We start from the raw sequence: 25,735 nt of genomic DNA, 5'->3' as shown, positions 1-25,735 counted from the left end.
AGTCTAGGCTGAGGGCGTGATCATCCTCGCGGCGACGCCGATCGGAAACCTGGGGGATGCCTCCCGTCGCCTCGTCGAAGCGCTCGAGCAGGCGACGATCATCGCCGCCGAGGACACACGAACCACGCAGCGTCTGCTCGCGGCGCTCGGGGTGTCCAACCGCCCGCGCCTCATCGCGCTGCACGACCACAACGAGAAGGACCGCGCACCCGAGCTCGTCGAGCTCGCGCGGACCCAGGACGTGCTCGTGCTGAGCGACGCCGGGATGCCGACGGTCAGTGACCCCGGCTACGGAGTCGTGGCCGCGGCCGCCGCCGCCGGTGTCGAGGTCACCGTCATCCCCGGACCCAGCGCGGTGGTGACCGCGCTGGCCGTCTCGGGCCTTCCGACCGATCGCTTCACGTTCGAGGGCTTCGTGGCGCGCAAGCACGGCGAGCGCATGGGGGCGCTGCGCCTGCTCGCCGCCGAGCCGCGCACCATGGTGTTCTTCGAGGCACCCTCACGTCTGGCGGCGACGCTCACCGACATGGCGGCCGCATTCGGCGCCGACCGGCGCGGTGCCGTCTGCCGTGAGCTCACCAAGCTGCACGAGCAGGTCGTGCGGGGCACTCTGGCCGAGCTTGCGACGTGGGCCGAAGGCGGCGTGCGGGGCGAGGTCGTGCTCGTCGTGGAGGGTGGCGCTGCGCGGGAGGTGCCGTTCGCCGATGCGGTCGCGCAGGTGCGGGCACTCGTCGGCGAGGGCGTACGGCGAAAGGATGCCGCGGCCGAAGTGGCCGGACTGACCGGCCACTCCAGCCGCGAGCTGTACCAGGCGACCCTGACGGGTCCGGCCTAGCGCTCCTTCGGCTCCTTCGCCTTCTTGAGCTGACGGATCGCCTTCTCGACGACCTTCGTGGCTGCCTTAACGTCCGCCGCCGTCGCCTTCGAGCCGGCCAGCACCACCTCGCCCACCGCGATCGCGTCGTCGAGGCGCGCGAGCGAGGCGTGCGTATACCGCTCGCGATCAACGGATGCCGCGTCGGAGAGTGCACTCTCCAGTGAGGACGTGTCGGCCTGCTCGCCCCCGCCGACCGATGCCGTGTCGATCAGGCGCACCTCGTCGAGCACACCCCACGCGCCCGCCGAGAGTGAGAACTCGGCTGAGATCTCGACCACGCCGTCGGCCCCGACGATGATCCCGGGCACCTCGGCGGTGTGGAAGTCGTTCCACACCGTGAACTCCATCGGCGCGCTCCACGTGCCTTCCGCGGTGGTCGCCGCGAGGGTGCGCGTGTCGGTGGCCGGGCTGTTCGTGCCCTGCGTCGTCGCCTGCAGCACGTACGTCCCGGCGGGGACTCCCGTCACGGTCTGCGACGCCGACGTCTCGTACGCCCACCCGTTCCAGAAGGTCACCGCGAAGTCGCCGGCGAAGGCGTCTGCGGTCTCCTGGCGCGCGGCAGGCCCGGTGAGGGTCCACGCGCTCAGGTCATCGCTCTCGAACCCGGGGTTCACGACGTGGTTGGGGGCGGTGACGGTCACGCTCGCGGTCACCGCGTGGCCCGAGTCCGTCGTCCCCGGGATGACGTACTGCCCCGGCCCGCGGATCCAGCTCACGGCGTCGCTCCACCGCACCGCGTGGTGCTCGGTCGTGCCGTCGTTGAAGTCGATCGCGAGGGTCGGCGGAAGCGCGATCGGCGTGCCGTCCACTACGGTGAGCGCGACGTCCTCGATCGAGACGATCTGGCGCGGCGCGACCGCACCGGTGCGGACGTACGAGAACGTCCGCAGCGATTCCAGCGGTGTGCCGTCCCACGCGAACAGGGCCTGGTTGTCCCACGCCGACCCACCGTACGAGTCGCCCACGTGGAGCGGGTCGTAGTCGCCGGCCGCGCTCGTCGCCCAGCCCGAGCCGAACTGCTCCCACAGCGCGCGGTTCCCCTCGACCTCGGACGCCGGCCCGACGGGCAGCCACGCCGGCTCCCAGTAGTACACGCCGATCCCGGCGTCTCCGACCGCGGCGACCGCGGCGATGACATCGCGCAGCTCCCAGGCCTGGCCTTGCACGCTCACCGGGTACTGGCCGGTGATGCCGCTCGCCCCGATGACGTTCGGGTAGCCGTCGCCGTCCTCGAGCGTGTGCGCCCAGCTGGTCTCGGCGACCATCACCTGCTTGCCGTAGGTGGTGGCGACGTCCGACAGGACGGCGGTGAGGTTGCCGATCGTGCCGTGCCAGTACGGGTAGTACGAGCTCGCGAACACGTCGTAGTCGACGCCGAAAGCATCCAGTCCCGCTGCGTAGGTCGCGTACCGGCCGGAGGTCTCGGGGTTGGTGAAGTGCACCGCGACGAGTGCGTCCGGCAGCACCTCGCGCACGGCGGCGCTTCCGGCCGAGACGAGTGCGGCGAACTGCGCGTCGATCTCGCGGCCGGGGCGCGTGTGGCCCGCGATGGCGTTGTTGGTCTCATTGCCGATCTGCACCATGCGCACGTCGACGCCGGCATCTTCGAAGCGCTGCAGGGCATCGGCGGTGAACTCGTGCAGAGCCGTGACGGTGTCGGCGTCGCTCAGCCCCGCCCACGCCTTGGGCACGAGCTGGCGCGCCGGGTCGGCCCAGAAGTCGGAGTAGTGGAAGTCGACCAGCGTGTCGATTCCGGCGGCGGTCGCTCGCTGCCCGATCTGGACGGCGCGGTCGACATCGACCGTGCCTCCGCCATAGCCCCGGCCCGACGCGTCGTACGGGTCGTTCCAGACACGGACGCGCACCGAGTTCACGCCGTTGTCGGCGAGCACGTCGAACAGGTCGGCCGGCTGGCCCGCGGCATCCCGGAAGACCACACCGCTGGATTCGAGCGACAGCACGGTCGACACGTCGACGCCCATCGCGAAGTCCTCGGCGAGGCCCTCGATCTTGTCGACGAAGATGCCGGCGTCCACCGGTCCATCATCGGCGGTCTCGCCGGCCGCGGATGCGGTCAGCGCGCCGCTGATGACGAGGGCGACGGATGCTGCGCCCGCGGCGAGCGCGGAGGCCATGGTGCGAGGGCGGATGCGAGTGGTCATGATTCTCCGATCGACGTTGATCAGGGGTCCTCCGGGCGGTTCAGCCCTTGACGGACCCCGCGGTGAGGCCGCCGACGATGTAGCGCTGCAGCGACAGGAACAGGACGAGGACGGGGATCGCGGCGATCACGGCGCCCGCGGCGAAGAGCCCCCAATTGGAGGCCAGCTGGTTGGACACCCACTGGTACATGCCGACCGCGAGGGTCCAGTTCTCCTCCGAGACCAGCACGATCTTGGCGATGATGTAGTCGCCGAAGGCGGCGATGAACGCCAGCAGCGCGACCACCGCGAGGATCGGGGTGACCAGCGGCATGATGAGCCGCCAGAAGATCTGCGCGTGGGTGGCGCCGTCGATCTTGGCGGACTCGTCGATCTCGATCGGCACGGTGTTGAAGAACCCGTACATGAGGAACGTGTTCACGCCGAGCGCGCCGCCGAGGTAGACGCAGATGAGCGCGATCTTGGAGTTGAGTCCGAGCGCGGGCACCACCTCGCCCAGCGCGAGCAGCATCAGGAAGATCGCGACGAAGGCGAGCGCCTGCGGGAACATCTGGATGATGAGCAGCCCCGTGAGGCTCGCCCGGCGGCCCGAGAAGCGGAACCGCGAGAACGCGTACGCCGCGGCGGCGCCCATCAGCACCGCACCGATCGCGGCGATCCCGCCGATGAGCAGCGTGTTGCCCGCCCAGGTCCAGAAACGCGTCTCGCCGAGCGCTGCGTAGTTGGACAGGTCGAGCACGCTGAACAGCGCATTGCTGGCGGCCAGGGTGCCGCGCGGGTTGAGCGAGGCAGACAGCACGTACACCAGCGGGAAGATCGAGTAGAAGACCACGACGACGGCCAGGAGGTATTTCCAGCCGACGTCGAGGAGCCAGCGGCGGCGGCGTGCGGTGCGGCGATCACCCGGATCCGAACGAGTGGTCGAGGCGGTCACGGCAGTGGCGGTGGACATCACTGGAACTCCTCGAGCTTGCGGGTCTGGCGGAACGCGACGGCCGAGATGGCCCCCACGACGGCGAACACCAGGATCGACAGGGCGCTGGCGAGGCCGTAGTCGGCGGCGCCGCCCGAGACCCCCGAGATGTCGTAGATGGCGGAGATCAGGATGTCGGTCGCCCCGAGCGCGTACGGCGCCCCCGGGATCGCCGGGCCGCCGTTGTTGAACATGTAGATGACGGTGAAGTTGTTGAAGCTGAAGGCGAACGACGAGATGAGCAGCGGCGCGGTCGCCACGAGCACCAGCGGCAGGATGATCGAGCGCAACTGCCGCGAGCGGCCCGCGCCGTCCAGCTGCGCCGCCTCGAGCGTGTCCGGCGGGAGAGCCTGCAGCGCACCGGTGCACACCAGGAAGTAGTACGGGTAGGTGAGCCACAGGTTCACCCAGATCACCGCGCCGCGTGCGAGCCACGGGTCCCCGAGCCAGTTGATGTCGGCGCCGAAGAAGAACAGGTCGTTGATCACGCCGAACTCCGCGTTGAACATGCCGCGGAACAGAAGCGCCGACATGAACGCCGGGAACGCGTACGGGAGGATGTACAGCGTCCGCAGGAAGCGTCTGCCCCTGAGCCGCGCGTCGTTGTAGATGAGCGCCAGGAGCAGCCCGAGCGCGAACGGCAGCACCACCGACAGGATCGCGAAGACGAAGGTCCACGCGGTCACCGCCAGGAGCGTCTGCGCGAGGACCGGATCGGTGAACAGCCGCAGGAAGTTGTCGAAGCCGACATTGACGTACCACCCGGTGGGCAGCGCGTCGCCCTCGGCCGACACGAACGAGCCGCGGTCGTTCGCGGTGTACACGGTGCCGGTCGTGGTGTCGGTGATGGTCTGCGCCGAGGCATCCCACACCAGCGTCGACTCGTAGACCGCGCCGGACGAGCCGTCGCGCGTGCGGATCGAGCCGTCGTTCGGGTCATCTGAGACCGGCACCCGCAGCGAGGCGATCTGCTCCTGCAGCGCGGGGTCGGTGATGACCGCGGTGCGCGGCACCACGGTCCAGCCGGGGACATCGGTCGGGACGCCCCCCGCTCCCACCTCGGCGTCGCGGGCGGCGCTCAGCGGCTCGGTCGCCGAGCCGACCTGTACGTCGCCGTCCTCATCGACGATCGCGAAGCCCAGTTCGCCGCCGAGTCGCTCGACCACCGAGAGCGGGTAGGTGGCGGAGTCCTCGATGCGCCGCTCGCCCTGGATGAGCGCCGCCTCGACGGCCTGCTCCTGGGTGCCGGCGTGACCCGTGCCGTAGTTGGTGAAGGCGATGTACGCCGTGTACGCGAAGATGAAGACCTGGAAGACCAGCAGGAACACCAGGCCCGGCAGCAGATACTTCAGCGGCAGTGCGCGCTTGGTGAAGTAGACCACGTCGGCCGCCAGGAGCAGCACGAGCGTCGCGCCGAAGACGACCCACGACTCCGCCCGGAATGCGCTGATCAGCGCCATCACGCCGAAAGCGTTGACCAGCGCCATGAGGGCGACCTTGGCGAGGAAGCCCCAGCCGGGACCGCGCCACCGGCGCGCGTGCGATTCGCGGCGCGGCGGGTGGGCCGTGTCGGGCGGCGAGGCCGGCGTGGTAGGGGCATCCACCGTCATGCTGTGCTCCTGTCGCTGTGCGCGGGTCGGTGGGGGCCGGAGGGCGGGGAGAGGCACTCACCCGCCCTCCGGCGGCTTGTCAGCCGGCGACCGTCTCTTCGAGGTCGGCGACCATGGTGTTCCACGTCGTCACCGGGTCGGCGCCGTTGATGATCTGCGACTGCGCGGCGTTCCACAGGTCCCACACCGATCCCATCTCGGGGATGCTCGGCATCGGCACGCCGGCCTGCGCCGACGCGAGGAAGCCCGCGATGATCGGGTCGGAGGCGACCTCCTCGGCGAGTGTCGACCATGCGGGGATGCGCGGGTCGGCCTCGTACAGCGCGCGCTGCGCGTCCTCGGTGCCCATGTAGTTCACGAGGAACTCCTGCGCGAGCAGGGCGTTCTTCGACTGCGAGCTGAGGTAGAAGCCCTGCACGCCCACGAACGGCGCCGCCGGCTGGCCGCCCGCCGACGGGATCGGGTTGACCGCGACGTTCACGTCGGGGTAGGCACTGATGGCCCACGGTCCCTGGATCGTGTACGGAGCCTGCCCCGAGTTGAACAGCTCGTTGTTGATGTCGTAGTCGACCGTCGTCGAGATGTAGCCGGTGCCGGCCGAGCCGTTCGCGCCGAGCCACGACGCGAACGCCTCGCCCGGAGCACCGCCCATCGCGACCTCCGACGTGTACGACCCCGACTCGTCCTGCACGAAGACGGGTGCGCCGAACGACGTCTGGAAGCCGTACATCGTGTAGCCGTCGCCGGTCTCGCCGTTCGTGTTGATGACGAACGGGCGCTCGGCGCCCGACGCGAGGCCGCGCGCGATCATGTCGTCCCACGACGCCGGCGCCTCTTCGCCGACGAGGTCGACGTTCTGCACGAGCGCGATCGTCTCGAGCGAGTACGGCAGGGCGTACAGCTGGCCGTCGTATGTCATGGCCTGCAGTGCGACCTCCTCGAATTCCGAGGCCTTGTCACCGAGGTCGATGGTGTCGACGACGCCCGCAGCCACGAGCGCGCCGAGCCAGTCGTGCGCGCCGACGGTGATGTCGGGACCCTCGCCGGTCGGCACCTGGGCGATGAAGTCGTTGCGCAGGTCTTCGAAGTTCTTCTGCACGAGGGTCACGGTGGCGCCGGTCTCCTCCTCGAACGCCGCGGCGGCATCCGAGATGGCCTGCTCGCGCTCCTCATCGGTCCAGATGACGAGCTCGACGCCGCTGCCGTCGCTGTTCTCGCCCTCGCCGTCGTCGGTCGAGCCGCCGGCGCAGCCGGCCAGCACGACCGCGGTCGTGAGCGCCAGCGCTCCGAATGCGATCTGCTTACGCATGATGTTCCCTTTCGGTGGTGGTGGGTATTCAGGTGTCGTCGGTCGTGCGCACCACGGCGACGCCGCCGCCGGGCACGGTCAGCTCACCGTCGACGGCGTCACCGGTGAGCAGCTCGACGCCGCTCGCGGTGAGGGTGAGAGGCTCGTCGCGATGGTTGATCGCGACCATGAACGCCGCGTCCGCGCTGCGGCGCACCACGACCTCGAGGCCTTCGGGGCGAGTGGATGCCGTCACTCCGGCATCGGCGTAGACCTCGGCCATGACGGTGCGAAGGCCCGCGGCATCCAGTCGCGTGCTGATGTACCAGCCGCTGCCTGCACCGTGGCGGTGACGCGTGATCGCGGCGCCCTCGGCACCGGGACCGTCGACGTAGGTGCCCAGCGGCTCCGCGCCCTCCAGGACGAGGTCCTCCTGCCAGGCGTCGGCGATCAGGGTGGCCGGGGATGAGCCGGACCAGCGCACCTCGTGACGTGCACCTTCGCGCAGCGGGAGGAACTCCTCCACGACGAGGCCCAGCGCCTCGCGCAGCGGAGCCACGAAGCCGCCGCCGGCGTGCACGGCGTCGTTCTCGTCGACGATCGCCGAGAAGAACGAGACCACCAGCGTGCCGCCGCGAGACACGTAGTCGGTGAGGTTCGCCGCGTCGGCGGCGCTCAGCAGATACTGCGCGGGGGCGATCACCAGCTTGTACCGCGAGAGGTCATGGCCGGGGAGGGCGAAGTCGGCGGTGATGCCGTCGCGCCACAGCGCCTCGTAGAACGCGCGGATGCGCTCGGCGTGTGAGACGTCGACGGACGGGCGCCACTCGAGGTCCTGCGCCCAGAAGGACTCGAAGTCCCACAGGATCGCGACATCCGCCTGCACGCGCGATCCCCGCAGCTCGTCCAGCCGGTCCAAGGCGGCTCCGAGCTCGACGACCTCACGCCACACGCGGGACGATGTGCCGGCGTGGGGGATCATCGCGGAGTGGAACTTCTCGGCGCCCGAGCGTGAGGCGCGCCATTGGAAGAACAGGATCGCGTCGGCCCCGCGGGCGAGATGGGTGAGCGAGTTGCGTGCCATCTCGCCGGGGCGCTTGGCGACGTTCCGCGGCTGCCAGTTGACCGCGGAGGTCGAGTGCTCCATGAGGATCCACGGCTTGCCGCCGCCGACCGACCGGGACAGGTCGGCCGCGATGGCCAGCCCGATCTCACCCTCGGGGTCGGCGGCCCACAGGTAGTGGTCGTCCGAGACGATGTCGACCTCGCGTGCCCAGGCCCACATGTCGGTGGTCCAGCTCTGGTTCGCCATGAAGTTCGTGGTGATCGGCTGCGACGCGTGGGCGCGGATCGCGTCGCGCTCGGCGATGAAGCACTCGCGCAGCTGGTGGTCGGTGAAGCGCGCGAAGTCGAGGCGCTGCGCCGGGTTCACGACCGAGGGGGCGACCGCCGGGGCACCGACGTGATCCCACTCGCCGTAGCGCTGGCCCCAGAAGGCGGTGCCCCACGCGGCGTTGAGCGCGTCGAGTGAGCCGTACTTGCTGCGCAGCCAGCCGCGGAACGCCTGGACCGACTGCGCGGAGTAGTCCTCGCCGACGGGCACGCCGTACTCGTTGTGCACGTGCCACAGCACGACGGCCGGGTGCGAGCCGTAGCGCTCTGCAAGCGCGGAGGCGATCCGGACGATCGCCTCGCGGTACGCCGCCGACGAGTGGGAGGCCATGCCCCGCGCACCGAAGCCCATGACGGTGCCGTCGCGGGTCACGACGCGAGCGTCGGGGTGGTTCGCGAAGAACCAGGCCGGGGGAGAGGCGGTCGGCGTGCCCAGGTCGACCGCGATGCCGTTCTCGTGCAGCAGGTCGAGCAGCTCGTCGAGCCAGGCGAAGTCGAACACGCCCTCGCTGGTCTCCAGCAGAGCCCACGAGAAGATGCCGACGCTGACGAGGTTCACTCCGGCCTCGCGCATGAGCGCGACATCCTCGCGCCACACCTCCCGGGGCCACTGCTCGGGGGTGTAGTCGCCGCCATAGGCGATACCCCGGATCTCGGGCCAGCGGTCGGGCGAGGTCATGGACGCTCCATCGGGTCGAAAGGGTGAGGCTCGGTCGGATCCGAGCGACGGGGAGTCGCGGACTGTGACCGGTCACAGTTCTACCTGAGACGGATGCCGCCCCGCACGGTGGGCACGGCAACCGTTACTCAACTGTGACCGGTCACAGTCGGTGTCGTGTCGGCACGCAGACGAGGACCGCGGGCGGGGTAGAGTCACTCGTCGTGGAGGAGACGACGTCTGTACGGCGCAAGCCGACGATTCGCGACGTGGCTGCGGCCGCGGGCGTCTCGCGCGGCACCGTCTCGCGCGTCATCAACGGCGGCCACTGGGTCTCGCCCGACGCCCGAGTCGCGGTGGAAGAGGCGATCCGCCGCACCGGGTACACCGCCAATCACGCCGCCCGCAGCCTCGCGACCGGCCGTGCCGGCTCGCTCGCGTTCCTCCTGACCGAGCCCCAGCATCTGCTGTTCGACGACCCGACCTTCGCCCTGCTGCTGCGCGGCGCGGCCGAGGCACTGGCCCAGCGGTCCATGACGCTCGTCCTGCTCGTGGCCGGGACGCCGGCCGAGCGGGCCAACGTCGCCCACTTCGTCGGAGCCGGGCACGTCGACGGGGTGCTGCTCATCTCGTCGCACGAAGCCGACCCGCTGGTCGAGCAGCTGCTCGAAGCAGGCGTGCCCACGGTGTGCTGTGGCATCCCGCTCGGCCATGATGCCTCCGTGCCCACCGTCTCGGTCGACGAGATCGGTTCGGCCCGCGAGATGACGCGCTATCTGCGGGAGCGCGGTCACCGCCGCATCGCCATGATCGCGGGGCCGCACGACACCCCCGGTGGACGCTTCCGCCTGGTCGGCTTCCGAGACGAGATGGGTGAGGATTTCGACCCCGACCTGGTGGAAGCCGGCGACTACAGTCAAGACTCCGGCGCTGCCGCGATGTCGCGACTGCTCGAGCGCACGCGCGACATCGACGCGGTCTTCGCGGCCAGCGACCTCATGGCGGCGGGCGCGATCGCGACGCTGCGCGAGGCCGGACTGAGGGTGCCCGACGACATCGCCGTGGCCGGGTTCGACGACTCCGGGCTGGCCGCGACCCACCAGCCGCCGCTCACGACCATGCGCCAGCCGTGGGATCGCCTCAGCGAAGAGATGGTCTCGCTGCTGCTGCGCGTCATCGACGGGGCCGAGCCCGAGCCGATCACGCTCCCCACGACCCTCGTTCGCCGCGCGAGCGCCTGACCGCCCCTCGCCACGACGTTCGTTCGTCACCTGTGTACGCGATACGGCCGCTTTCGACGCTTCTATGTTTGTCAAGTTGCGTCGGCCGCTGGGGTAGCGTCGGGTGTGTGGGGCTTGCTGAGCCCGAGGCAGCTGGTCCCACGAGGCTAAGTGCAGAACTCCTCGGCGCGTTCCTCGAATGCGTCGCGGCTGACGATCATGAAGGTCCCACCTCGCCCGTCATCTCTCACGTACTCGGATTCCTCGTCGTCGCGCGTCGGCCCGGCCAACACTTCGCCTGGTTTGAGTGCTGCGAGTTCCGAAGCGCCGAACTGGCCCGAGAACGCGTTGCCTTCTCGGCTCCCCGCCCAGAGTCGATAGAGAACGTATGTTTCGAGATCCGCCTCGTCGACCGGGAAGGGAACGTCGGCGGCGCTTTCCACCGCCGGGCTCAGGGGGAACTCTATGTTCGGTACTGACTCCCATCTATCGCTCAACGGGGCCCCGTTCTTAGCGTTGGGAAACGAGTTGATCGGGTCGACGATGAGCGTTTCGACGTAGTCCCGGCAGACTCGAATGAGCACCGTGAGGGTCCCATCGTCGTTTCGCTCTACGCCGATCGTGCCGATGAATGGTGGGCTGCAGGCGGTGAGGACGACCGCGAGCCCAATTATCACCGCGATGGAAGCGAGGCGGCGGCGCATGGCGTTACGGTATCGACCCGACGCACCTTCTGGCTGGTCCGTTTCGCAAACGTGATCGAGCATCAGCCCTGCGACATCGCGCACGAGAGCGATGCCCCTCTCCGACGGCGAGAGGGTAGCGGGGCGCTGACGACTCCGTTCCTGTCGTTCGCTATTTGCAGACTCCGCTCTCCGCTGCGCTGCGAGCTCCGCTTATCAACCGCTCACTCGGGCACTTCGTCGTCCCCTCCCCGCGTGATCAGCCGATTGTCGGAGCGAGGGTGGAGGCTGAGGTGGGCCGTTCCTCGGCGGGGTGTTCGTAAAGCGCGTTGAGGGTTCGGTAGAGGTGTCGGGCGAGGTAGCGCTTGATGCACCGTCTGATCTCGCGTCGGGTGCGCCCTTCGGCGAGGCGCTTGTCGAGGTAGGCCTTCGTGCCGGGATCGCGACTCATTCGTGTGATCGCGATGAAGTGAAGCGCCTTGTTCAGACGCCGATCCCCACCCCGGTTCAGACGGTGACGGGTCGTGTTGCCGCTGGACGCGGGGAGCGGGCTCACGCCGGCGAGCGACGCGAACGCGCCGTCGCTTCGGACCCGGCCGGGGTGGGACCACGCCGTGATGACGACCGCGGCGGTGTAAGCGCCGACGCCGGTCTCCTGCAGCAGCGGCGCGGCGGGACTCGCGATGATCAGTTCGGTCAGACGGGCGTGGTTCTCGGTCAGCGCACGCTGCAGGTCCACGATGCGGCGGGCCAGCCGGACGGCCTCGCCTCGCGCGGTGGCGATGGCGAGAGGCTCGATGCGCTTCTGCCAGCGTGATGCCTGCCCGATCTGCGCCGCGGTCAGGGGTCTGCGGGCGTCGATTCCCAGATCATTGGTGCGCAGAAGCGCGGTGAGCGCGTTCACGTTCACCGTCTTCTCCGTGGCCATCTGGTCGCGCGCGGCCACCAGCACGCGCAGCGCTTGGCGGGTCCCGTCGTCGGCGCGGGGACGACGCAGCTGCGTGTCTTCCAGAGGCAGCACTGCTGCTGCAATCGCACGGGCGTCCAACGGGTCGGACTTACCGACGCCGCGGCGGGTCCTCGCGCTGATGCGAGGTGCTTCGACCACCTCGTATCCGCTGTCGGCGGCGGCGCGGGCCAGTCGCGCCCCGTAGGTGGCGACACCCTCGATCGACCACAAGGTATCGGCCTGGCCCCCGGTCAAGCGGCCAGCCCAGCCGATCGCGCGGGCGATGCCCGGTGGTGTGGTCGGGAACTGCTGGCAGGCCAACAGCTGTCCACTCCCCGTCTCGACGACGGCATAGGTGTGTGTCTTCGCGTGGGTATCCACGCCCACGACGAACGGATGGGAGTGCGCGACGATCGTCATTGCGGATCGGTCCTTCCTTTCGATGGAACACGGCACGGCCGCGCGGCGGCCGGCGCCGATCCGGGAGGAAGTCACTTCGCGGCATCACTGTGACGGGCCACGACCCCAGAGGGTCGGGCAGGCTTCTAATCAGGCCATCGAGGTGGGCCAGGTGGCGTCGGCCGCCCTCGCCCGAGACGGACAGATCGAAAGAAAGGCCCACAAGGGGCCAGCGGCATATCGAGCCACGACCGGACGAAGACGACCAACACCAACCCTGCCAGCCAGTCCCAGACCAGCCACCTCGAGACTCACAGCGTGCATATGTGACGAACGAACCGCGTGGGGGCGGGCCGGAGCCCGCTGTCACACCGCCGGCCGGGGCATCCGCTCGAACTAGACTCGTCGGGTGACTTCCGGCCGCCAGTCCTTCTACATCACGACGCCGATCTACTATCCGAGCGACGTGCCCCACATCGGCCACGGCTACACGACCGTGGCCGTCGACGCGCTCGCCCGCTGGCACCGCCAGGCCGGCGACGACACCTGGATGCTGACCGGCACCGACGAGCACGGCCAGAAGATGATGCGCGCCGCGTCGGCCAACGGCGTGACGCCGCAGGAGTGGGTCGACAAGCTCGTCACCGAATCCTGGTTCCCGCTGCTCGAGACGCTGGATGTCGCGAACGACGACTTCATCCGCACCACGCAGGCTCGCCACGAGGAGCGCGTGCAGCAGTTCGTGCAGGCCATCTACGACCGCGGCTACATCTACGCGGGCGAGTACGAGGCCCTGTACTGCGTGGGCTGCGAGGAGTTCAAGCCCGAGTCCGAGATCGTCGACGGCACCGGCGCGTTCGAGGGGCTCAAGGTCTGCGCGATCCACTCGAAGCCGCTGGAGCTGCTGCAGGAGAAGAACTACTTCTTCAAGCTCAGCGAGTTCCAGGACAAGCTCCTCGAGCTGTACTCGAGCGTGCCCGACTTCGTGCGTCCGGACTCGGCGCGCAACGAGGTCGTCTCGTTCGTCAAGAACGGGCTCAAGGACCTGTCGATCTCGCGGTCGGCGTTCGACTGGGGCATCCCGCTGCCGTGGGACGAGAGCCACGTCATCTACGTGTGGGTCGACGCGCTGCTCAACTACGCCACGGCGGTCGGCTACGGCTCCGACCCGGAGGAGTTCGCTCGCCGCTGGCCGGCATACCACGTGGTCGGCAAAGACATCCTGCGCTTCCACGCGGTGATCTGGCCCGCGATGCTGATGGCTGCCGGCGTCGAGGTTCCCAAGGGTGTCTTCGCGCACGGCTGGCTGCTGGTCGGCGGCGAGAAGATGTCGAAGTCGAAGCTCACCGGCATCGCGCCGACCGAGATCACCGACGTGTTCGGCTCCGACGCGTACCGCTTCTACTTCCTGTCGGCGATCGCGTTCGGGCAGGACGGCTCGTTCTCGTGGGAGGACCTGTCGGCCCGCTACCAGGCCGAGCTCGCGAACGGCTTCGGCAACCTGGCCTCGCGCACGACCGCGATGGTCGAGCGCTACTTCGAGGGCGTCGTGCCCCCGCCGGCCGCGTATACCGAGGCCGACGAGCAGATCCAGAAGACGGTGGCGGATGCCGCGGCCGCGGCCGACGCTGCGATGCAGCGGTTCCGCATCGACGAGGCGATCACATCGATCTGGAAGATCGTCGACGCGCTGAACCTGTACATCACCGAGAACGAGCCGTGGGCTCTCGCCAAGGACGATGCCCAGCGTGAGCGCCTGGGCACCGTGCTGTACACGGCCGCCGAGGGGCTGCGCGCCCTGGCCGTGCTGCTCTCGCCAGTGATGCCGGTCTCGACCGAGAAGCTGTGGATCGCGCTGGGCGCGGCCGAGACGCTCGGGCGCCTGCAGGATCAGCCGATCCGCGACGCCGGCGCGTGGGGAGTACTCACACCGGGCACGTCGGTGAACGGACTGGCCCCGCTCTTCCCCCGCGTCGAGCAGTCGGTCTGACGACCCGGTCGTGTCACAGAAGTTGTGCGTCCGGCCGGCGCCGGCGGCGACTTCTGTGACAGCATCCGGAACGCTGTCTGAGAAGATGCGGGCGGGGAGCCCGCGAGCCGCAGGAAGTGAGACACGCATGAGCCAGTCGGCTGATCCGTCGCAGTACGTGCGCACGCGGGAGAAGGGCTCGCGCGATGTGACCTACCCCGACGCTCCGGTTCCCCTCACGGTGCCGGTGTACGACAACCACGCGCATCTCGAGATCGAGGACGGCGAGGAACCCCTGTCGCTGGACGAGCAGCTCGACCGCGCCGCCGCGGTGGGTGTCGCCGGGGTCGTGCAGGCCGGTGGCGACATCGACTCGAGCCGCTGGTCGGCGTGGGCCGCGGCATCCCACCCCCGTGTTCTCGCGGCGGTGGCGATCCACCCCAACGAGGCTCCGGCCTATGCGGCGGCCGGCCGCCTCGGCGACGCGATCGCCGTGATCGACGAGCTCGCCGCGCAGCCGCGGGTGCGCGCGATCGGCGAGACGGGACTCGACTTCTTCCGCACGGCCGAGGACGGGCTGGCGGCCCAGTACGAGAGCTTCGAAGCGCACATCGCACTGGCGAAGAAGCACGGCATCGCGATGCAGATCCACGATCGTGACGCGCATGACGCCGTCCTCGAGACGCTGCAGCGCGAGGGTGCGCCCGAGCGGACGGTGTTCCACTGCTTCTCGGGCGACGTCGAGATGGCCGAGGTCGCCGCCGAACGCGGCTACTACCTGTCGTTCGCGGGCAACGTCACGTTCAAGAACGCGCAGAACCTGCGCGATGCGCTGAAGGTCACGCCGCGCGAGCGGATCCTGGTCGAGACGGATGCCCCGTTCCTGACGCCGACGCCTCATCGGGGTCGTCCGAATGCGCCGTACCTGATCCCGGTGACGGTGCGGTTCCTGGCCGTCGAGCTCGAGGTGGACCTCGACGAGCTGTGCGCCCAGCTCGCCGCGAACACCCTCGAGGTGTACGGCTCGTTCGAGGACTGACGGCGGCGGTCAGTCGATCAGCGGCAGACCACCGGCGCCCGGCTCCTCGTCGCGGCTCGCTCTGTCCGCTTCTTCGGCATCGAGAACCGGCTTGGCCGCAGCGATGTGCGAGATCGAGCGCCACACCAGCAGCAGCGTGATGGCCGAGCCGCCGAACGCGAACCACCACGGCGCCGTGAGCCCCCACGTCTGGGCGATGAGGCCGCCGAGGAACTGGCCGATCACGAGGCCGCCGAAGACGCCGACCATGTTGACCGAGGCGATGCGGCCCTGCAGCTCCATGGGCACGAGGCGCTGGCGCACGGTCGTCGAGATCGTGCCCCACACGAACGCGTACGCGCCGAAGCCGAACATGATCACGAAGGCGACCCACGGCGTGCTCGTGAGCGCGAATCCGAGGTGCATGAGCACCTCGAGCGACAGGCACACGCGCATCAGGGTCGCGAACGACACGTGGCGTTCGAGCCAGCCGAAGCTGCCGATCGCGATGAGCCCGCCGAGCGCGGAGGCCGTCGTGAGCGCGCCGTAGCCGACGGCTCCCATGTTCAGGTGCTCCGTGGCGTACAGCACGAGCACGCCCCACGGCGCCGCCCACGTCACGTTGAACACCAGGATGATGAGCACGAGCGTGCGCACCGGCGGATTGCCGCGCAGCCAGCGGAGCCCCTCGCGGATCGCGTGGGATGTGCCCACGGGCGCGTCGCGTTCGGGAAGCGGCGTGCGGGCGATGCGGGAGATCAGCACGACGGCCAGCGACACGCACAGGATCTGCACCAGGAAGGGCCAGAACGAGCCGATCGCGAAGAGGAAGGCGCCCAGTGGGGGACCGGCCAGCTGATTGCCCACGAGGTAGCCGGCTTGCAGGCGGGCGTTGCCGATGCCGAGATCGGCGGGCCGCACCAGCATCGGCAGCAGCGTGCTGCCGGCCGAATCCGCGAAGACCTCGGCGGTGCCGTACAGGAACGCCGTCGCCAGCACGATCCACACGTTGGCGTGGCCGCTGACCAGGAACACGACCAGCGCCCCGACGATGACGGCTCGCAGGCCGTTGGCCAGCATCACCAGCCGGCGACGGTCATGACGGTCCGCGACCGCACCCGCGAGCAGGCCGAACAGCAGCCACGGCAGGAACTGCATCATCGCGCCGGCCGCGACGAGGATCGGCGACGACGTCATCGAGGCGATCAGCAGGGGCGCCGCCGACAACGCGATTCCGTCGCCGATGTTGCTGGTCCACGACGAGGCGAGCAGCCACCGGAAGTCGATGCCCAGGCGGCGGGGTGCGATGAGTTCGCCGAGCGAGGGCATCCCTCGATCCTACGAGAGACGGACGATGACGGATGCCGCGGGCCGCGGCATCCGTCTCAGGTCGTCGGCGCGGCGCTCTTGCGGATGAAGAGCGTCTCGGTCTGCTCGATGTCCATGCCCTTGGTCTCGGGGACCCTCCAGGCGACGTACACGAACGACAGAGCCGCGAAGACGGCGTACATGCCGTAGGTGAGCGGCAGCGACAGCGCCGACATCGCGGGGAACGAGATGGTGATGAGGAAGTTCGCCACCCACTGCGCTCCGGCGGCCACACCGAGTGCCTTGCCGCGGATGCGGCTGGGGAAGATCTCGCCGAGCAGCACCCACACCAGCGGGCCCCACGACGCTCCGAATCCGACGACGAACACGTTGGCGGCCACGAGCGCGATCGGCCCCCAGGGGGCGGGGAGCGTGACCGCACCCTCGGCGTCGGTCTCGGAGAACAGGAACGACACCGCCATGAGCGCGAGCGACAGCGTCATCAACACCGAGCCGGTGAGCAGGATGGGCTTCCGGCCGACCCGGTCGACCAGGAAGATCGCGATCAGGGTCACCAGCACGTTCGTGATCGAGGTCGCGACGCTGATCGTGAACGAGTCGGTCTCGTCGAAGCCCACCGACTGCCACAGGCTCGTCGAGTAGTAGAAGATCACGTTGATCCCAACGAACTGCTGGAACACCGACAGGATGATGCCGACCCACACGATGCGCTGCAGCCCCAGCACGGGGCCGCGGAGCGAGACGCCGGCGTTCTTGCGATCGGTCTCGATCGCGGTCTGCAGGTCGCGGATGGTGTGGTCGAGGTCGGCGGGAGGCACCAGACGGGCGAAGATCGCCCGTGCCTCGTCGGTGCGGCCCTTCGCGAGCAGGTACCGCGGGGACTCGGGAAGGGTGAACGACAGGATGCCGTACACGGCCGACGGCACGACGCCCACGATGAACATCCAGCGCCATGCTTCGAGCCCGAACCACAGTGGGCTGTCGGCGCCTCCCGCGGTGTTGGCCAGCAGAGCGTCCGAGAGGAGCGCCGCGAAGATGCCGAGGGTGATCGCCAGCTGCTGCAGCGAGGCCAGGCCGCCGCGGATCTGACGCGGCGCGACCTCGGCGATGTAGGCCGGCGCGACCACCGACGCGATGCCGATGCCCAGGCCGCCGATGACGCGCCACAGCGCGAGATCCCACACCGCGAACGCGAGGCCGGCGCCGAGCGAGCTCACGAAGAACATGATCGCGCCGAGGAACATGACGCGCAGGCGCCCCCAGCGGTCCGACAGGTTGCCCGCGAGGATCGCGCCCACTGCGCACCCCAGCAGGGCGATGGCGACCACGAACCCGGTGAGGATCTCGTTGATGCCGAAATCCGCCGAGATGGAGTCGACGGCGCCGTTGATCACCGACGAGTCGAACCCGAACAGGAAGCCGCCGACGGCCGCCGCCACCGACAGGCCGATCGCCCGGCGTCCGTAGGAGCTGCGGAGCGAGAACGCGTCGGCGGGGATGGATGCGGTCGTGTTCATGCCGTCACGCTATCGGTCGGACCGCGCCGCGGCGAGAGGGACGCGCGGCGCACGGAATCGGATCCGCGCGTGCGGACGACGGACGTGACCCGCCGCGCCCCGGCGTCCGGCGACGGCATGTCGCGCCTTGGCTCCGCAGGTGCGGATCCGAGGTTGCGCACCGGCACGCCGTACTGTGGTCGCATGCCCGTGACTCTCCTCGGCGCGGCGGAGATCCGCGCGCTGGCCGCCGAACTCGATGTCACCCCGACCAAGAAGCTGGGCCAGAACTTCGTCGTCGACGCCAACACGGTGCGCAAGATCGTGCAGGTCGCGCAGGTCTCGCCGGGCGAGCGCGTTGTCGAGGTGGGCCCGGGGCTGGGGTCCTTGACGCTGGCGATCCTCGAGGCCGGGGCGTCCGTCACCGCCGTCGAGATCGACCACCGGCTCGCCGAGCGCCTCCCCGTGACCGCGGCCGCGCACGGCGTGGCCGACGGTGCGCTGACCGTGGTCGACGCCGACGCGCTGCGGGTGACCGAGCTCCCGGGCGACCCCACGGTGCTCGTCGCGAACCTGCCCTACAACGTGTCGGTGCCCGTCCTGCTGCATCTGCTCGAGACGTTCCCCGGGCTCCAGCGCGGGGTCGTGATGGTGCAGGCGGAAGTGGGGGAGCGCCTCGCGGCCCCGCCCGGCTCGAAGGTCTATGGGGCGCCGAGTGTCAAGGCCGCCTGGTACGGACCGTGGCGACTGGCCGGCACCGTGTCGCGCCAGGTGTTCTGGCCGGTCCCCAACGTCGACAGCGTGCTGGTCGCCTTCCATCGCGACAGCGTGGAGTCGAGTGGCCGGGAGCCGCGCGGCGATGTCGAACTGCGCCGGCGCACATTCCGGATCGTGGATGCCGCGTTCCAGCAGCGCCGCAAGATGCTCCGGCAGGCATTGGCCGCTGTGCTCGGCGGCACGGCCGCCGAGGCGACGGCCGTCCTGGAACGGGCCGGAGTCGCCCCGACGGCGCGGGGCGAGGAGCTCTCGATCGACGACTTCGTGCGCATCGCGCTCGCGGTCTGATCTCGGCCATTCACGCAACGTTCACCGTGTTGCCAGGGCCCCCTCGTGTCGCGGGGGTAGCCTGCGGACAGGTCCCGGTGGTCGAGGCGAGGATGACGAGACGATGCGCACCGCAGAGTACCCCGCACCCGAGCGGATCCTGCTGCACGTGAGCGACACGCACCTGCGTGCGGGCGGGTCGCGCCTGTTCGATGTCGTGGACGGAGCTCAGCGGCTCGCGCGAGCCCTGGACGCCGTCGAGGCCAGCGGCGTGCAGCCGGACGCGCTCATCTTCACAGGCGACCTCGCCGATCTCGGCGAGCCCGGCGCGTACCGAGACCTGCGCGACATCGTCGAACCGCTCGCGGAGCGGCTGGGCGCTCAGGTGCTGTGGGTCATGGGCAACCACGACGATCGCGCGGCGTTCCGCAGCGGGCTCCTCGGAGAGCTCCCCGGTGCCGACACGATCGACCGGGTCGACGAGCTCGACGGACTGCGCGTGATCACACTCGACTCCACCGTGCCGGGGCACCATCACGGCGAGCTGACGGACGGCCAGCTGGAATGGCTCGCCGACGCACTCGCGACCCCGGCACCGCTGGGCACGATCCTCGCGATGCACCACCCGCCCGTGCCGAGCGTGCTGCCGCTGGCTGCCAGCGTCGAGCTGCTCGATCAGTCACGCTTGGCCGACGTGGTGCGCGGCACCGACGTGCGCGCGATCATCGCCGGCCACCTGCACTATTCGACCTTCGCGACCTTCGCCGGCATCCCCGTCTCGGTCGCCTCGTCCACCTGCTACGCGCAGGACCTCACCGTGCCCACGGGGGGCACTCGGCCCCAGGACGGGGCTCAGGCCTTCAATCTCGTGCACGTGTACGACGACACGATCGTCCACTCGGTCGTGCCGGTCGACGTTCCGCGCACGCTGGAGCACATCGATGCGCAAGAAGCGCGCGACCGTCTGCGTGCGGCGGGTGTGCGCCCGCTCAGCGACGCGCCCGCGGACGCCGCCCGCGCGCCGAGGGATGCGCCGACCGAGCCGATCGCTCTGATCCGCTGACCTGCGCCGCCGAGCCGGTCTCGGCAGGATCGGCCCGCTCCCACGGAGCCCGCACCGGGAACATCCGCTCCAGTGCGGTGCGCATGGCCTCGACGCGGATCGCCTCGGGAACCTCGACCTCGCCGCCGTCGTTGAGGCAGAACATGTCGATGTCGGTGCGCTCCGCGAGCCGCTCCAGACGCCGCAGCGACGCCGACAAGGTCGTCTGCACATACCGGACACGGGGCCGGTGCGTGGCCACGGCGCGGCCGGTCATGAGGGCGTAGTAGTGGTAGAGGCTGTTGGTGACGGAGATATCGCTCGCGGAGCGGAAGCGGGATGCCGCGGTCCGGGCGAAGTCCTCGGGGAATGCCTCTTCGAGCTCGGCCATCACGCTCTTGCGCAGCGGTGCCGCGCAGTGCTCGAGGTCGCGCACGATGGTGCGGCCGAAGCGCTCGCGCAGCAGCGCACGGTTGACCCGCAGCCCGTTGTCGTGCCCGCTGCGATGCAGGGCGGGCTCTCCGGCGCCGATCCGCACCTCGCACTCGACGAACTTCGTCACCCCGCCCGGGGTGAAGAACAGCTCGGGCTCGATCAGGCGCCCGAAGAACATGTCGTCGTTGGAGTACAGGAAGTGCTCGGCCAGGCCCGGGATGCGGTGCAGCTGAGCCTCGACCGCGTGCGAGTTGTGCGTGGGCAGCACGGACGGGTCCCCGAAGAACTCCTCGCTGCGCACGATCGTGACCTTCGGGTGGTCGGCGAGCCATGCGGGCGCCGGCGAGTCGGTCGCGATGAAGATGCGCCGCACCCACGGGGCGTACATGTGGACGCTGCGCAGGGCGTACCTGAGCTCGTCGACATGCCGGTAGCGCGCGGGGCTGTCGTCTCCTTCGCCGACGACGTACTCGGCCATGCGCGCGGCGCGCTGACGCTGGAACTCCGTCGAGGACCCGTCGACCCACGAGAACACCATGTCGACGTCTTCGGTGAACTCGTGCGGCTGCGGGTCGAACATGCCTGAGACGGTGCGCCACGTGCGCCCGTATCGCTCGACGGTGGTGAACGTCAGGTCGGCGCGGGGTACGAGCCGGCGGGTGAGGGCGTTGTCGTTCGGTGCCTCGAGGACGTCGCCGTGCTGTCGCCAGAACTCGATGCGGGCACCCAGCGCGGCGCCGTACCGCAGCGAGCCGTTCACGCTCACGCGCGGGCGGTAGGCCCGCACCACCGACGGCTCCGCGCCGGGGATCAGCGCCGCATTCGCCAGCACGGACGGCCGCCGCTTGGCCTTGATGTAGAGCGGCTCGCGGTCGCACAGGGCTCCCAGCGCCGCGAAGGCGGCGTCACGCGCGGCGACGTCGACGACGAGTGCCGGGACGGCGCGATCCTGCCGGATCAGCGTCACCTCGATGCCGGCGTCCTCGAGGGCCGAGGCGACCAGCAGCAGGTCTTCGATGCGCGCCTGCTCCGGCGTCACCGTGTCATGCACGAGATGCAGGATGCCGCGGTCGAGCACGACATCACGACGATCGAGCAGTTCGGACCATGGGTCCGGCTGCGGGGGGACTACCGACAGAGCGGGCATCGAAACCTCCTTCACGGCGAGGGGAAACGCCGGTGACGTCCAGGCGTCTGGCGAGGGATGCGGCTGACCGGTGGGAACTCACGGAAAGCCGCGGCGGCGCAGGGGACTGCGCTGCTCCTACAGTAGGCGCTCCATGTGTCATTCGTGTTTCCTCGCAGCGACTTCCCTGCTGCGGGCGCGTGTCGCCGCGTTCCTGCGGGCGGGGCGAGACGTCGATAGCCTGGACCGGTGACCGACGAGCCGCGCTACCGTTCCCGTGGAGGCGACCTCCACCGCCCTTACTCCGCCGCCGACGATCGGTACGCCGGTGCGCAGTACCGAAAGGTCGGGACCTCCGGCCTGACGCTTCCGCCCATCTCGCTCGGGCTGTGGTGGAACTTCGGCGACAACATCCCGTTCGACAACCAGCGGGCGCTGCTGCGTCACGCGTTCGGCAGCGGCATCACGCATTTCGACCTCGCCAACAACTACGGCCCGCCCTACGGCTCGGCCGAGACGAACTTCGGCCGGATGATGCGCGAGGACTTCGCCCCGTACCGTGACGAGCTCATCATCTCGTCCAAGGCCGGCTACGACATGTGGCACGGTCCGTACGGCAACGGCGGCTCTCGCAAGTACCTGCTCGCCAGCGCCGAGCAGTCCCTGAAGCGCATGAGCGTGGACTACGTCGACATCTTCTACTCGCACCGCGTCGACCCCGACGTGCCCATCGAAGAGACCGTGGGGGCCCTGGACACGCTGGTACGGCAGGGCAAGGCGCTCTACGTGGGTATCTCGTCCTACAGCGCGGAGCGCACCGCGGTCGCGGCATCCGTCGCCCGCTCGCTCGGGACCCCGTTGGTCATCCACCAGCCGGCCTACTCGATCCTCAACCGCTGGATCGAGGACGGGCTGACCGGCGTGCTGAAGCAGGAGGGCATGGGCGCGATCGCGTTCACCCCGCTCGCGCAGGGGCTGCTCACCGACAAATACCTCGGCGGAGGCCCTGCCGAGCGCGCGCAGCAGCGGGCGTCCCTCCCGCACCAGCAGCTCTCGGAGAAGGGGCTCGCGGTCCTGCGCGGGCTCGACGTGATCGCGAAGGAGCGCGGGCAGTCGCTCGCCCAGCTGGCGCTCCAGTGGGTGCTGCGCGACCCGGTGGTCACCTCGGCGCTCATCGGCGCCTCGCGTCCGGAGCAGCTCGACGAGAACCTGCGCGCGCTGGACGGCCCGGCCTTCAGCACCGAGGAGATCGAGCGCATCGACGCGCTGTCGGACGGCATCGACGTCGACCTCTGGGCGGAATCGGCGCGACGGTGAGCGAGGCCCTCGCCGCCGCCGGCGTCCACGTGCGGGCACCGGGAAAGCTCAATCTCTTCTTCGAGGTCGGCGGCGTGCAGCAGGACGGCTACCACGACGTCGCTTCGGCGTACCAGGCGGTATCGCTGTTCGAGGACGTGTGGGCCACGCCCTCCGACGAGTTCACCGTGGCGGTCTCGGGCACCGTCGATGTGTCGGGCGTCCCGGCGGACGACCGCAACCTCGCCGTGCGAGCGGCCCGGCTCCTCGCGCAGCGGATCGGCTACGACCGCGGGGTGCACCTCGACATCGTCAAGCACGTCCCGGTGGCAGGCGGCATGGGCGGAGGATCAGCGGATGCCGCGGCCGCCCTCGTCGCGTGCGACGCGCTGTGGGGGGCCGAGCTCGGCGGTGCCGAGCTGCACAAGCTCGCGGCACGGCTGGGCGCCGACGTGCCCTTCGCCCTCATGGGAGGGACCGCGGTCGGGACCGGCCGCGGGGACCAGTTGAGTCCGGCGCTGGCGAAGGGACGCTTCGACTGGGTGGTGCTGCCCTCGGACTCGGGGTTGTCGACGCCCGAGGTGTACGCGCACCTGGACGAGCTGCGCACCGGGCCCGACATCGTCGCCGCGCCGAGCGTGCCCGAGGTCGACCCCGCCGTGCTGCACGCGCTGCGCGCCGGCGATCCGGTCGCGCTGGCGGCGCACATCCGAAACGACCTGCAGGTCGCCGCGCTGTCGCTGCGTCCCGAACTGCGGCGCGCCCTCGAGCTAGGCGAGCAGACGGGCGCGCTCGCGGGGCTGGTGTCGGGCTCAGGCCCTACGCTGGCATTCCTGACCGCCGACCCGGAGTCGGCGCTCGAGCTGCAGGTGACGCTGTCGGCTGCGGGGTTCGAGGCACTGCACGTGCACGGGCCCGTCGCCGGCGCCCGCGTCGCCGCCTGAGACCGCCGAGACCCGGGTGCGACCCGGGAGACGCCACCGACCCGTGAGATCCGAGGAGGACACACGATGACCACGACCCCTCAGCCTGACGCCGCCGTCGCCCCGGCGTCGGATCGGGACGCCTTCCGCGCTGCGCCCCTTGACGAGCAGTCGCGCACCCGTCTCGCCGAGAACGGCCTGGAGTACCGGCGCGTCGAGGTCGGCGACGACGGCTTCTCATCGTGGCTGCAGGTCACTGCCCGTGGATTCCAGGACGGCGAGCGCAGCGACGAGCAGATCGCGGCCGCGCGGGAGCGCAGCGGCTATCGGCGCGTCACCGGCGTGTTCGATCCCGCCGCTCCCATGGCGGATGCGCCGGCGGCGACGATCGCCTCATGGCTCGGCGAGCTGAGTGTGCCGGGCGGGCGTGCGATCCCCTCGGCGGCGATCTCGGCCGTCACCGTGTCGCCGACCCACCGTCGCCGCGGCATCGCCCGCGCGATGCTGGAGGGCGAGCTGCGCACGGCGCATGCCGCCGGCATCCCGATGGCGATGCTCACGGTGAGCGAGTCCACGCTCTACGGCCGCTACGGGTTCGCCCCGGCGGCTGCCGCGGCGGCGTGGCGCATCGAGACGCGGCGCGCCACGTGGATCGGGCCGCGGCCCGAGGGCCGGGTCGACTTCATCTCGCGAGAGCGGCTGCGCGAACTGCTCCCCGTCCTGCACGACCGCTCGCGCCGTCGCGTGCCCGGCGAGATCGATGTGCCCGGCGGCCACTGGGACAACTTCGCCGGCACCCGTCCGGACGCCGAGAAGGCGGGCGACAAGCGCGCCGTGCACTACACCGACGCGTCGGGAGAGGTGCGCGGCCTCGCCGTGTACACGGTGCGCGAGAACCACGACGACTTCACCAAGGCCACCGTGAACGTCGGTTACCTCCTCGCCGAGACCGATGACGCGTACGCCGCGCTGTGGCGCTTCCTCCTCGAGCTCGATCTGGTCGCCGAGGTGCAGGCGTCCGAGCTTGCGGCCGACGAGCCGCTGCTGTGGATGATCGCGGATCAGCGCGCGGCGACCGTCACGCTGACCGACCACCAGTACGTGCGGATCCTCGACGTCCCGCGCGCGCTCGAGACGCGCCGGTACCCGGTAGCCGCAACAGTGCTGCTCGACGTGTCCGATCCGCTCGGCCTGGCCGGCGGCCGCTTCCTGCTGGAGGTGGGCGCGGAAGGTGCCGCTCGTGTGACGACCCTGCCGGAGGGCGAGACGCGAGAGGGTGCGATCACCGTGACCCTCGGCATCCAGGAGCTCTCAGCGGTCTATCTCGGCGGCGTGTCGCTGGCGACGCTGGCGGCGGCCCGTCGCGTGCAGTCCGGAGACATCGAGACCGCTGCCCGCGTCTTCGGCTGGCACACGGCGCCCCGGCTGAGCATCTGGTACTGAACGGATCGCCTGCATACGGTGGGAACACCCCGCTTGCGGACGGCGTTCGGCTTGACGGATGCAACCATCCCCAAGAGAGGAATCATGAAGGCAGTGCTCGACGGCGTGACGATCGCCGAGGCCGACAAGGACGATCTGGTGCGCATCGAGGGGAACTGGTACTGGCCACCGGTCGCCGTCACCGAGAATGCGCTCGCGGAGAGCCCGACGCCCTACACCTGCCCGTGGAAGGGCGAAGCCCAGTACTTCTCGGTCAGCAAAGACGGTGCCGCGCTGACCGACGGCGCGTGGTCGTATCCGACGCCCTACCCGACCGCGATCGAGCGCGTCGGGCGGGACTTCTCGGGGTACGTCGCGTTCGACCCCAAGGTGCAGATCGTCGACTGACCTCTCGCTCGCCTAG

20 protein-coding genes are annotated in these 25,735 nt (G+C 69.9%); 10 read left to right on the top strand and 10 right to left on the bottom strand.

The features are described from left to right. Window positions 1-16 precede the first annotated feature (16 nt). Window positions 17-835 carry a 16S rRNA (cytidine(1402)-2'-O)-methyltransferase gene (rsmI, locus tag HF576_RS00735; RefSeq protein ID WP_168910883.1) on the top strand — a complete coding sequence of 273 codons (819 nt, stop codon included), beginning with the start codon at window positions 17-19 and terminating at the stop codon, window positions 833-835. Here rsmI and HF576_RS00730 read toward each other — a convergent pair. From HF576_RS00730 to HF576_RS00710, 5 genes are all read right to left on the bottom strand, one after another. Further along, entirely contained in the window at window positions 832-3,039 is a 2,208-nt protein-coding gene (locus HF576_RS00730) for a glycosyl hydrolase 53 family protein (RefSeq protein ID WP_240948607.1), read from the bottom strand. The genes rsmI and HF576_RS00730 overlap by 4 nt on opposite strands. A gap of 40 nt (window positions 3,040-3,079) precedes the next feature. After that, a complete protein-coding gene (locus tag HF576_RS00725; protein ID WP_168910882.1) occupies window positions 3,080-3,991 on the bottom strand; it encodes a sugar ABC transporter permease in 912 nt (303 codons plus the stop codon). After that, complete coding sequence (locus HF576_RS00720; RefSeq protein WP_168910881.1) at window positions 3,991-5,622, bottom strand: ABC transporter permease subunit; 1,632 nt, start codon at window positions 5,620-5,622, stop codon at window positions 3,991-3,993. The genes HF576_RS00725 and HF576_RS00720 overlap by 1 nt, the downstream gene beginning before the upstream one ends. A 79-nt stretch (window positions 5,623-5,701) precedes the next feature. After that, window positions 5,702-6,931: a sugar ABC transporter substrate-binding protein gene (locus HF576_RS00715; protein WP_168910880.1), complete on the bottom strand. Its 1,230-nt coding sequence runs from the start codon at window positions 6,929-6,931 to the stop codon at window positions 5,702-5,704. 28 nt (window positions 6,932-6,959) lie between these two features. Beyond that, on the bottom strand, window positions 6,960-8,981 hold the full coding sequence (locus HF576_RS00710; protein ID WP_168910879.1) for a beta-galactosidase: 2,022 nt from the start codon (window positions 8,979-8,981) through the stop codon (window positions 6,960-6,962). 203 nt (window positions 8,982-9,184) lie between these two features. Here HF576_RS00710 and HF576_RS00705 point away from each other — a divergent pair, with 203 nt between their 5' ends. After that, complete coding sequence (locus HF576_RS00705; protein ID WP_168910878.1) at window positions 9,185-10,201, top strand: substrate-binding domain-containing protein; 1,017 nt, start codon at window positions 9,185-9,187, stop codon at window positions 10,199-10,201. Window positions 10,202-10,347: 146 nt separating this feature from the next. Here the strand turns inward: HF576_RS00705 and HF576_RS00700 are convergent, their stop codons facing one another. After that, the gene (locus tag HF576_RS00700; protein WP_168910877.1) at window positions 10,348-10,884 is read right to left on the bottom strand and encodes a hypothetical protein; all 537 of its coding nucleotides are present in this window, start codon (window positions 10,882-10,884) and stop codon (window positions 10,348-10,350) included. A 238-nt stretch (window positions 10,885-11,122) separates the two neighbouring features. Next, entirely contained in the window at window positions 11,123-12,232 is a 1,110-nt protein-coding gene (locus tag HF576_RS00695; RefSeq protein WP_168910876.1) for an IS110 family RNA-guided transposase, read from the bottom strand. Between the two features lie 388 nt (window positions 12,233-12,620). Between HF576_RS00695 and metG the strand changes: the two genes are divergently transcribed. Both metG and HF576_RS00685 read left to right on the top strand, forming a co-directional pair. Beyond that, complete coding sequence (metG, locus tag HF576_RS00690) at window positions 12,621-14,201, top strand: methionine--tRNA ligase (protein WP_168910875.1); 1,581 nt, start codon at window positions 12,621-12,623, stop codon at window positions 14,199-14,201. Window positions 14,202-14,328: 127 nt separating this feature from the next. After that, a complete protein-coding gene (locus HF576_RS00685) occupies window positions 14,329-15,219 on the top strand; it encodes a TatD family hydrolase (protein ID WP_168910874.1) in 891 nt (296 codons plus the stop codon). Window positions 15,220-15,228: 9 nt separating this feature from the next. Here the strand turns inward: HF576_RS00685 and HF576_RS00680 are convergent, their stop codons facing one another. Next, complete coding sequence (locus HF576_RS00680; protein WP_168910873.1) at window positions 15,229-16,527, bottom strand: MFS transporter; 1,299 nt, start codon at window positions 16,525-16,527, stop codon at window positions 15,229-15,231. A gap of 56 nt (window positions 16,528-16,583) precedes the next feature. Further along, window positions 16,584-18,044 carry a sugar porter family MFS transporter gene (locus HF576_RS00675; protein WP_168910872.1) on the bottom strand — a complete coding sequence of 487 codons (1,461 nt, stop codon included), beginning with the start codon at window positions 18,042-18,044 and terminating at the stop codon, window positions 16,584-16,586. A gap of 183 nt (window positions 18,045-18,227) precedes the next feature. On the opposite strand from HF576_RS00675, the gene rsmA reads away from it, so the two are divergent. Then, entirely contained in the window at window positions 18,228-19,088 is an 861-nt protein-coding gene (gene rsmA / locus HF576_RS00670) for a 16S rRNA (adenine(1518)-N(6)/adenine(1519)-N(6))-dimethyltransferase RsmA (RefSeq protein ID WP_168910871.1), read from the top strand. Between the two features lie 103 nt (window positions 19,089-19,191). After that, window positions 19,192-20,130 (top strand): phosphodiesterase, encoded by a 939-nt coding sequence (locus tag HF576_RS00665; protein WP_168910870.1) that lies wholly within the window; start codon window positions 19,192-19,194, stop codon window positions 20,128-20,130. Here the strand turns inward: HF576_RS00665 and HF576_RS00660 are convergent. Next, window positions 20,057-21,691, bottom strand: coding sequence for a stealth family protein (locus HF576_RS00660; protein ID WP_168910869.1), 1,635 nt, complete (start codon window positions 21,689-21,691; stop codon window positions 20,057-20,059). The two genes, HF576_RS00665 and HF576_RS00660, sit on opposite strands and share 74 nt — an antisense overlap. A gap of 228 nt (window positions 21,692-21,919) precedes the next feature. On the opposite strand from HF576_RS00660, the gene mgrA reads away from it, so the two are divergent. The 4 genes from mgrA to HF576_RS00640 all read left to right on the top strand — a co-directional run bounded on the left by mgrA (window position 21,920) and on the right by HF576_RS00640 (window position 25,719). After that, the gene (gene mgrA / locus HF576_RS00655) at window positions 21,920-22,987 is read left to right on the top strand and encodes an L-glyceraldehyde 3-phosphate reductase (RefSeq protein WP_168910868.1); all 1,068 of its coding nucleotides are present in this window, start codon (window positions 21,920-21,922) and stop codon (window positions 22,985-22,987) included. Then, entirely contained in the window at window positions 22,984-23,910 is a 927-nt protein-coding gene (locus tag HF576_RS00650; protein WP_168910867.1) for a 4-(cytidine 5'-diphospho)-2-C-methyl-D-erythritol kinase, read from the top strand. The genes mgrA and HF576_RS00650 overlap by 4 nt, the downstream gene beginning before the upstream one ends. 66 nt (window positions 23,911-23,976) lie before the next feature. Continuing rightward, window positions 23,977-25,332, top strand: a complete 1,356-nt coding sequence (locus tag HF576_RS00645) for a GNAT family N-acetyltransferase (protein ID WP_168910866.1) — start codon at window positions 23,977-23,979, stop codon at window positions 25,330-25,332. A gap of 84 nt (window positions 25,333-25,416) precedes the next feature. Next, complete coding sequence (locus tag HF576_RS00640) at window positions 25,417-25,719, top strand: DUF427 domain-containing protein (protein WP_168910865.1); 303 nt, start codon at window positions 25,417-25,419, stop codon at window positions 25,717-25,719. The last annotated feature ends 16 nt before the right edge of the window (window positions 25,720-25,735 follow it).

Origin of the sequence: Microbacterium salsuginis (genome assembly GCF_012524205.1) — a bacterium.
Lineage (GTDB): Bacteria > Actinomycetota > Actinomycetes > Actinomycetales > Microbacteriaceae > Microbacterium > Microbacterium salsuginis.
The sequence above is the reverse complement of the archived record's forward strand: the minus strand, read 5'-3'. Positions and strand labels throughout refer to the sequence as shown.

Excerpts from the sequence above, each read along its gene's own strand:
- HF576_RS00730 (WP_240948607.1), bottom strand. The coding sequence starts at position 3,039 with ATGACCACTCGCATCCGCCCTCGCACCATGGCCTCCGCGCTCGCCGCG.
- HF576_RS00725 (WP_168910882.1), bottom strand. The coding sequence starts at position 3,991 with ATGTCCACCGCCACTGCCGTGACCGCCTCGACCACTCGTTCGGATCCG.
- HF576_RS00720 (WP_168910881.1), bottom strand. The coding sequence starts at position 5,622 with ATGACGGTGGATGCCCCTACCACGCCGGCCTCGCCGCCCGACACGGCC.
- HF576_RS00715 (WP_168910880.1), bottom strand. The coding sequence starts at position 6,931 with ATGCGTAAGCAGATCGCATTCGGAGCGCTGGCGCTCACGACCGCGGTC.
- HF576_RS00710 (WP_168910879.1), bottom strand. The coding sequence starts at position 8,981 with ATGACCTCGCCCGACCGCTGGCCCGAGATCCGGGGTATCGCCTATGGC.
- HF576_RS00700 (WP_168910877.1), bottom strand. The coding sequence starts at position 10,884 with ATGCGCCGCCGCCTCGCTTCCATCGCGGTGATAATTGGGCTCGCGGTC.
- HF576_RS00695 (WP_168910876.1), bottom strand. The coding sequence starts at position 12,232 with ATGACGATCGTCGCGCACTCCCATCCGTTCGTCGTGGGCGTGGATACC.
- HF576_RS00685 (WP_168910874.1), top strand. The coding sequence starts at position 14,329 with ATGAGCCAGTCGGCTGATCCGTCGCAGTACGTGCGCACGCGGGAGAAG.
- HF576_RS00680 (WP_168910873.1), bottom strand. The coding sequence starts at position 16,527 with ATGCCCTCGCTCGGCGAACTCATCGCACCCCGCCGCCTGGGCATCGAC.
- HF576_RS00675 (WP_168910872.1), bottom strand. The coding sequence starts at position 18,044 with ATGAACACGACCGCATCCATCCCCGCCGACGCGTTCTCGCTCCGCAGC.
- rsmA (WP_168910871.1), top strand. The coding sequence starts at position 18,228 with ATGCCCGTGACTCTCCTCGGCGCGGCGGAGATCCGCGCGCTGGCCGCC.
- HF576_RS00665 (WP_168910870.1), top strand. The coding sequence starts at position 19,192 with ATGCGCACCGCAGAGTACCCCGCACCCGAGCGGATCCTGCTGCACGTG.
- HF576_RS00660 (WP_168910869.1), bottom strand. The coding sequence starts at position 21,691 with ATGCCCGCTCTGTCGGTAGTCCCCCCGCAGCCGGACCCATGGTCCGAA.
- HF576_RS00645 (WP_168910866.1), top strand. The coding sequence starts at position 23,977 with ATGACCACGACCCCTCAGCCTGACGCCGCCGTCGCCCCGGCGTCGGAT.
- HF576_RS00640 (WP_168910865.1), top strand. The coding sequence starts at position 25,417 with ATGAAGGCAGTGCTCGACGGCGTGACGATCGCCGAGGCCGACAAGGAC.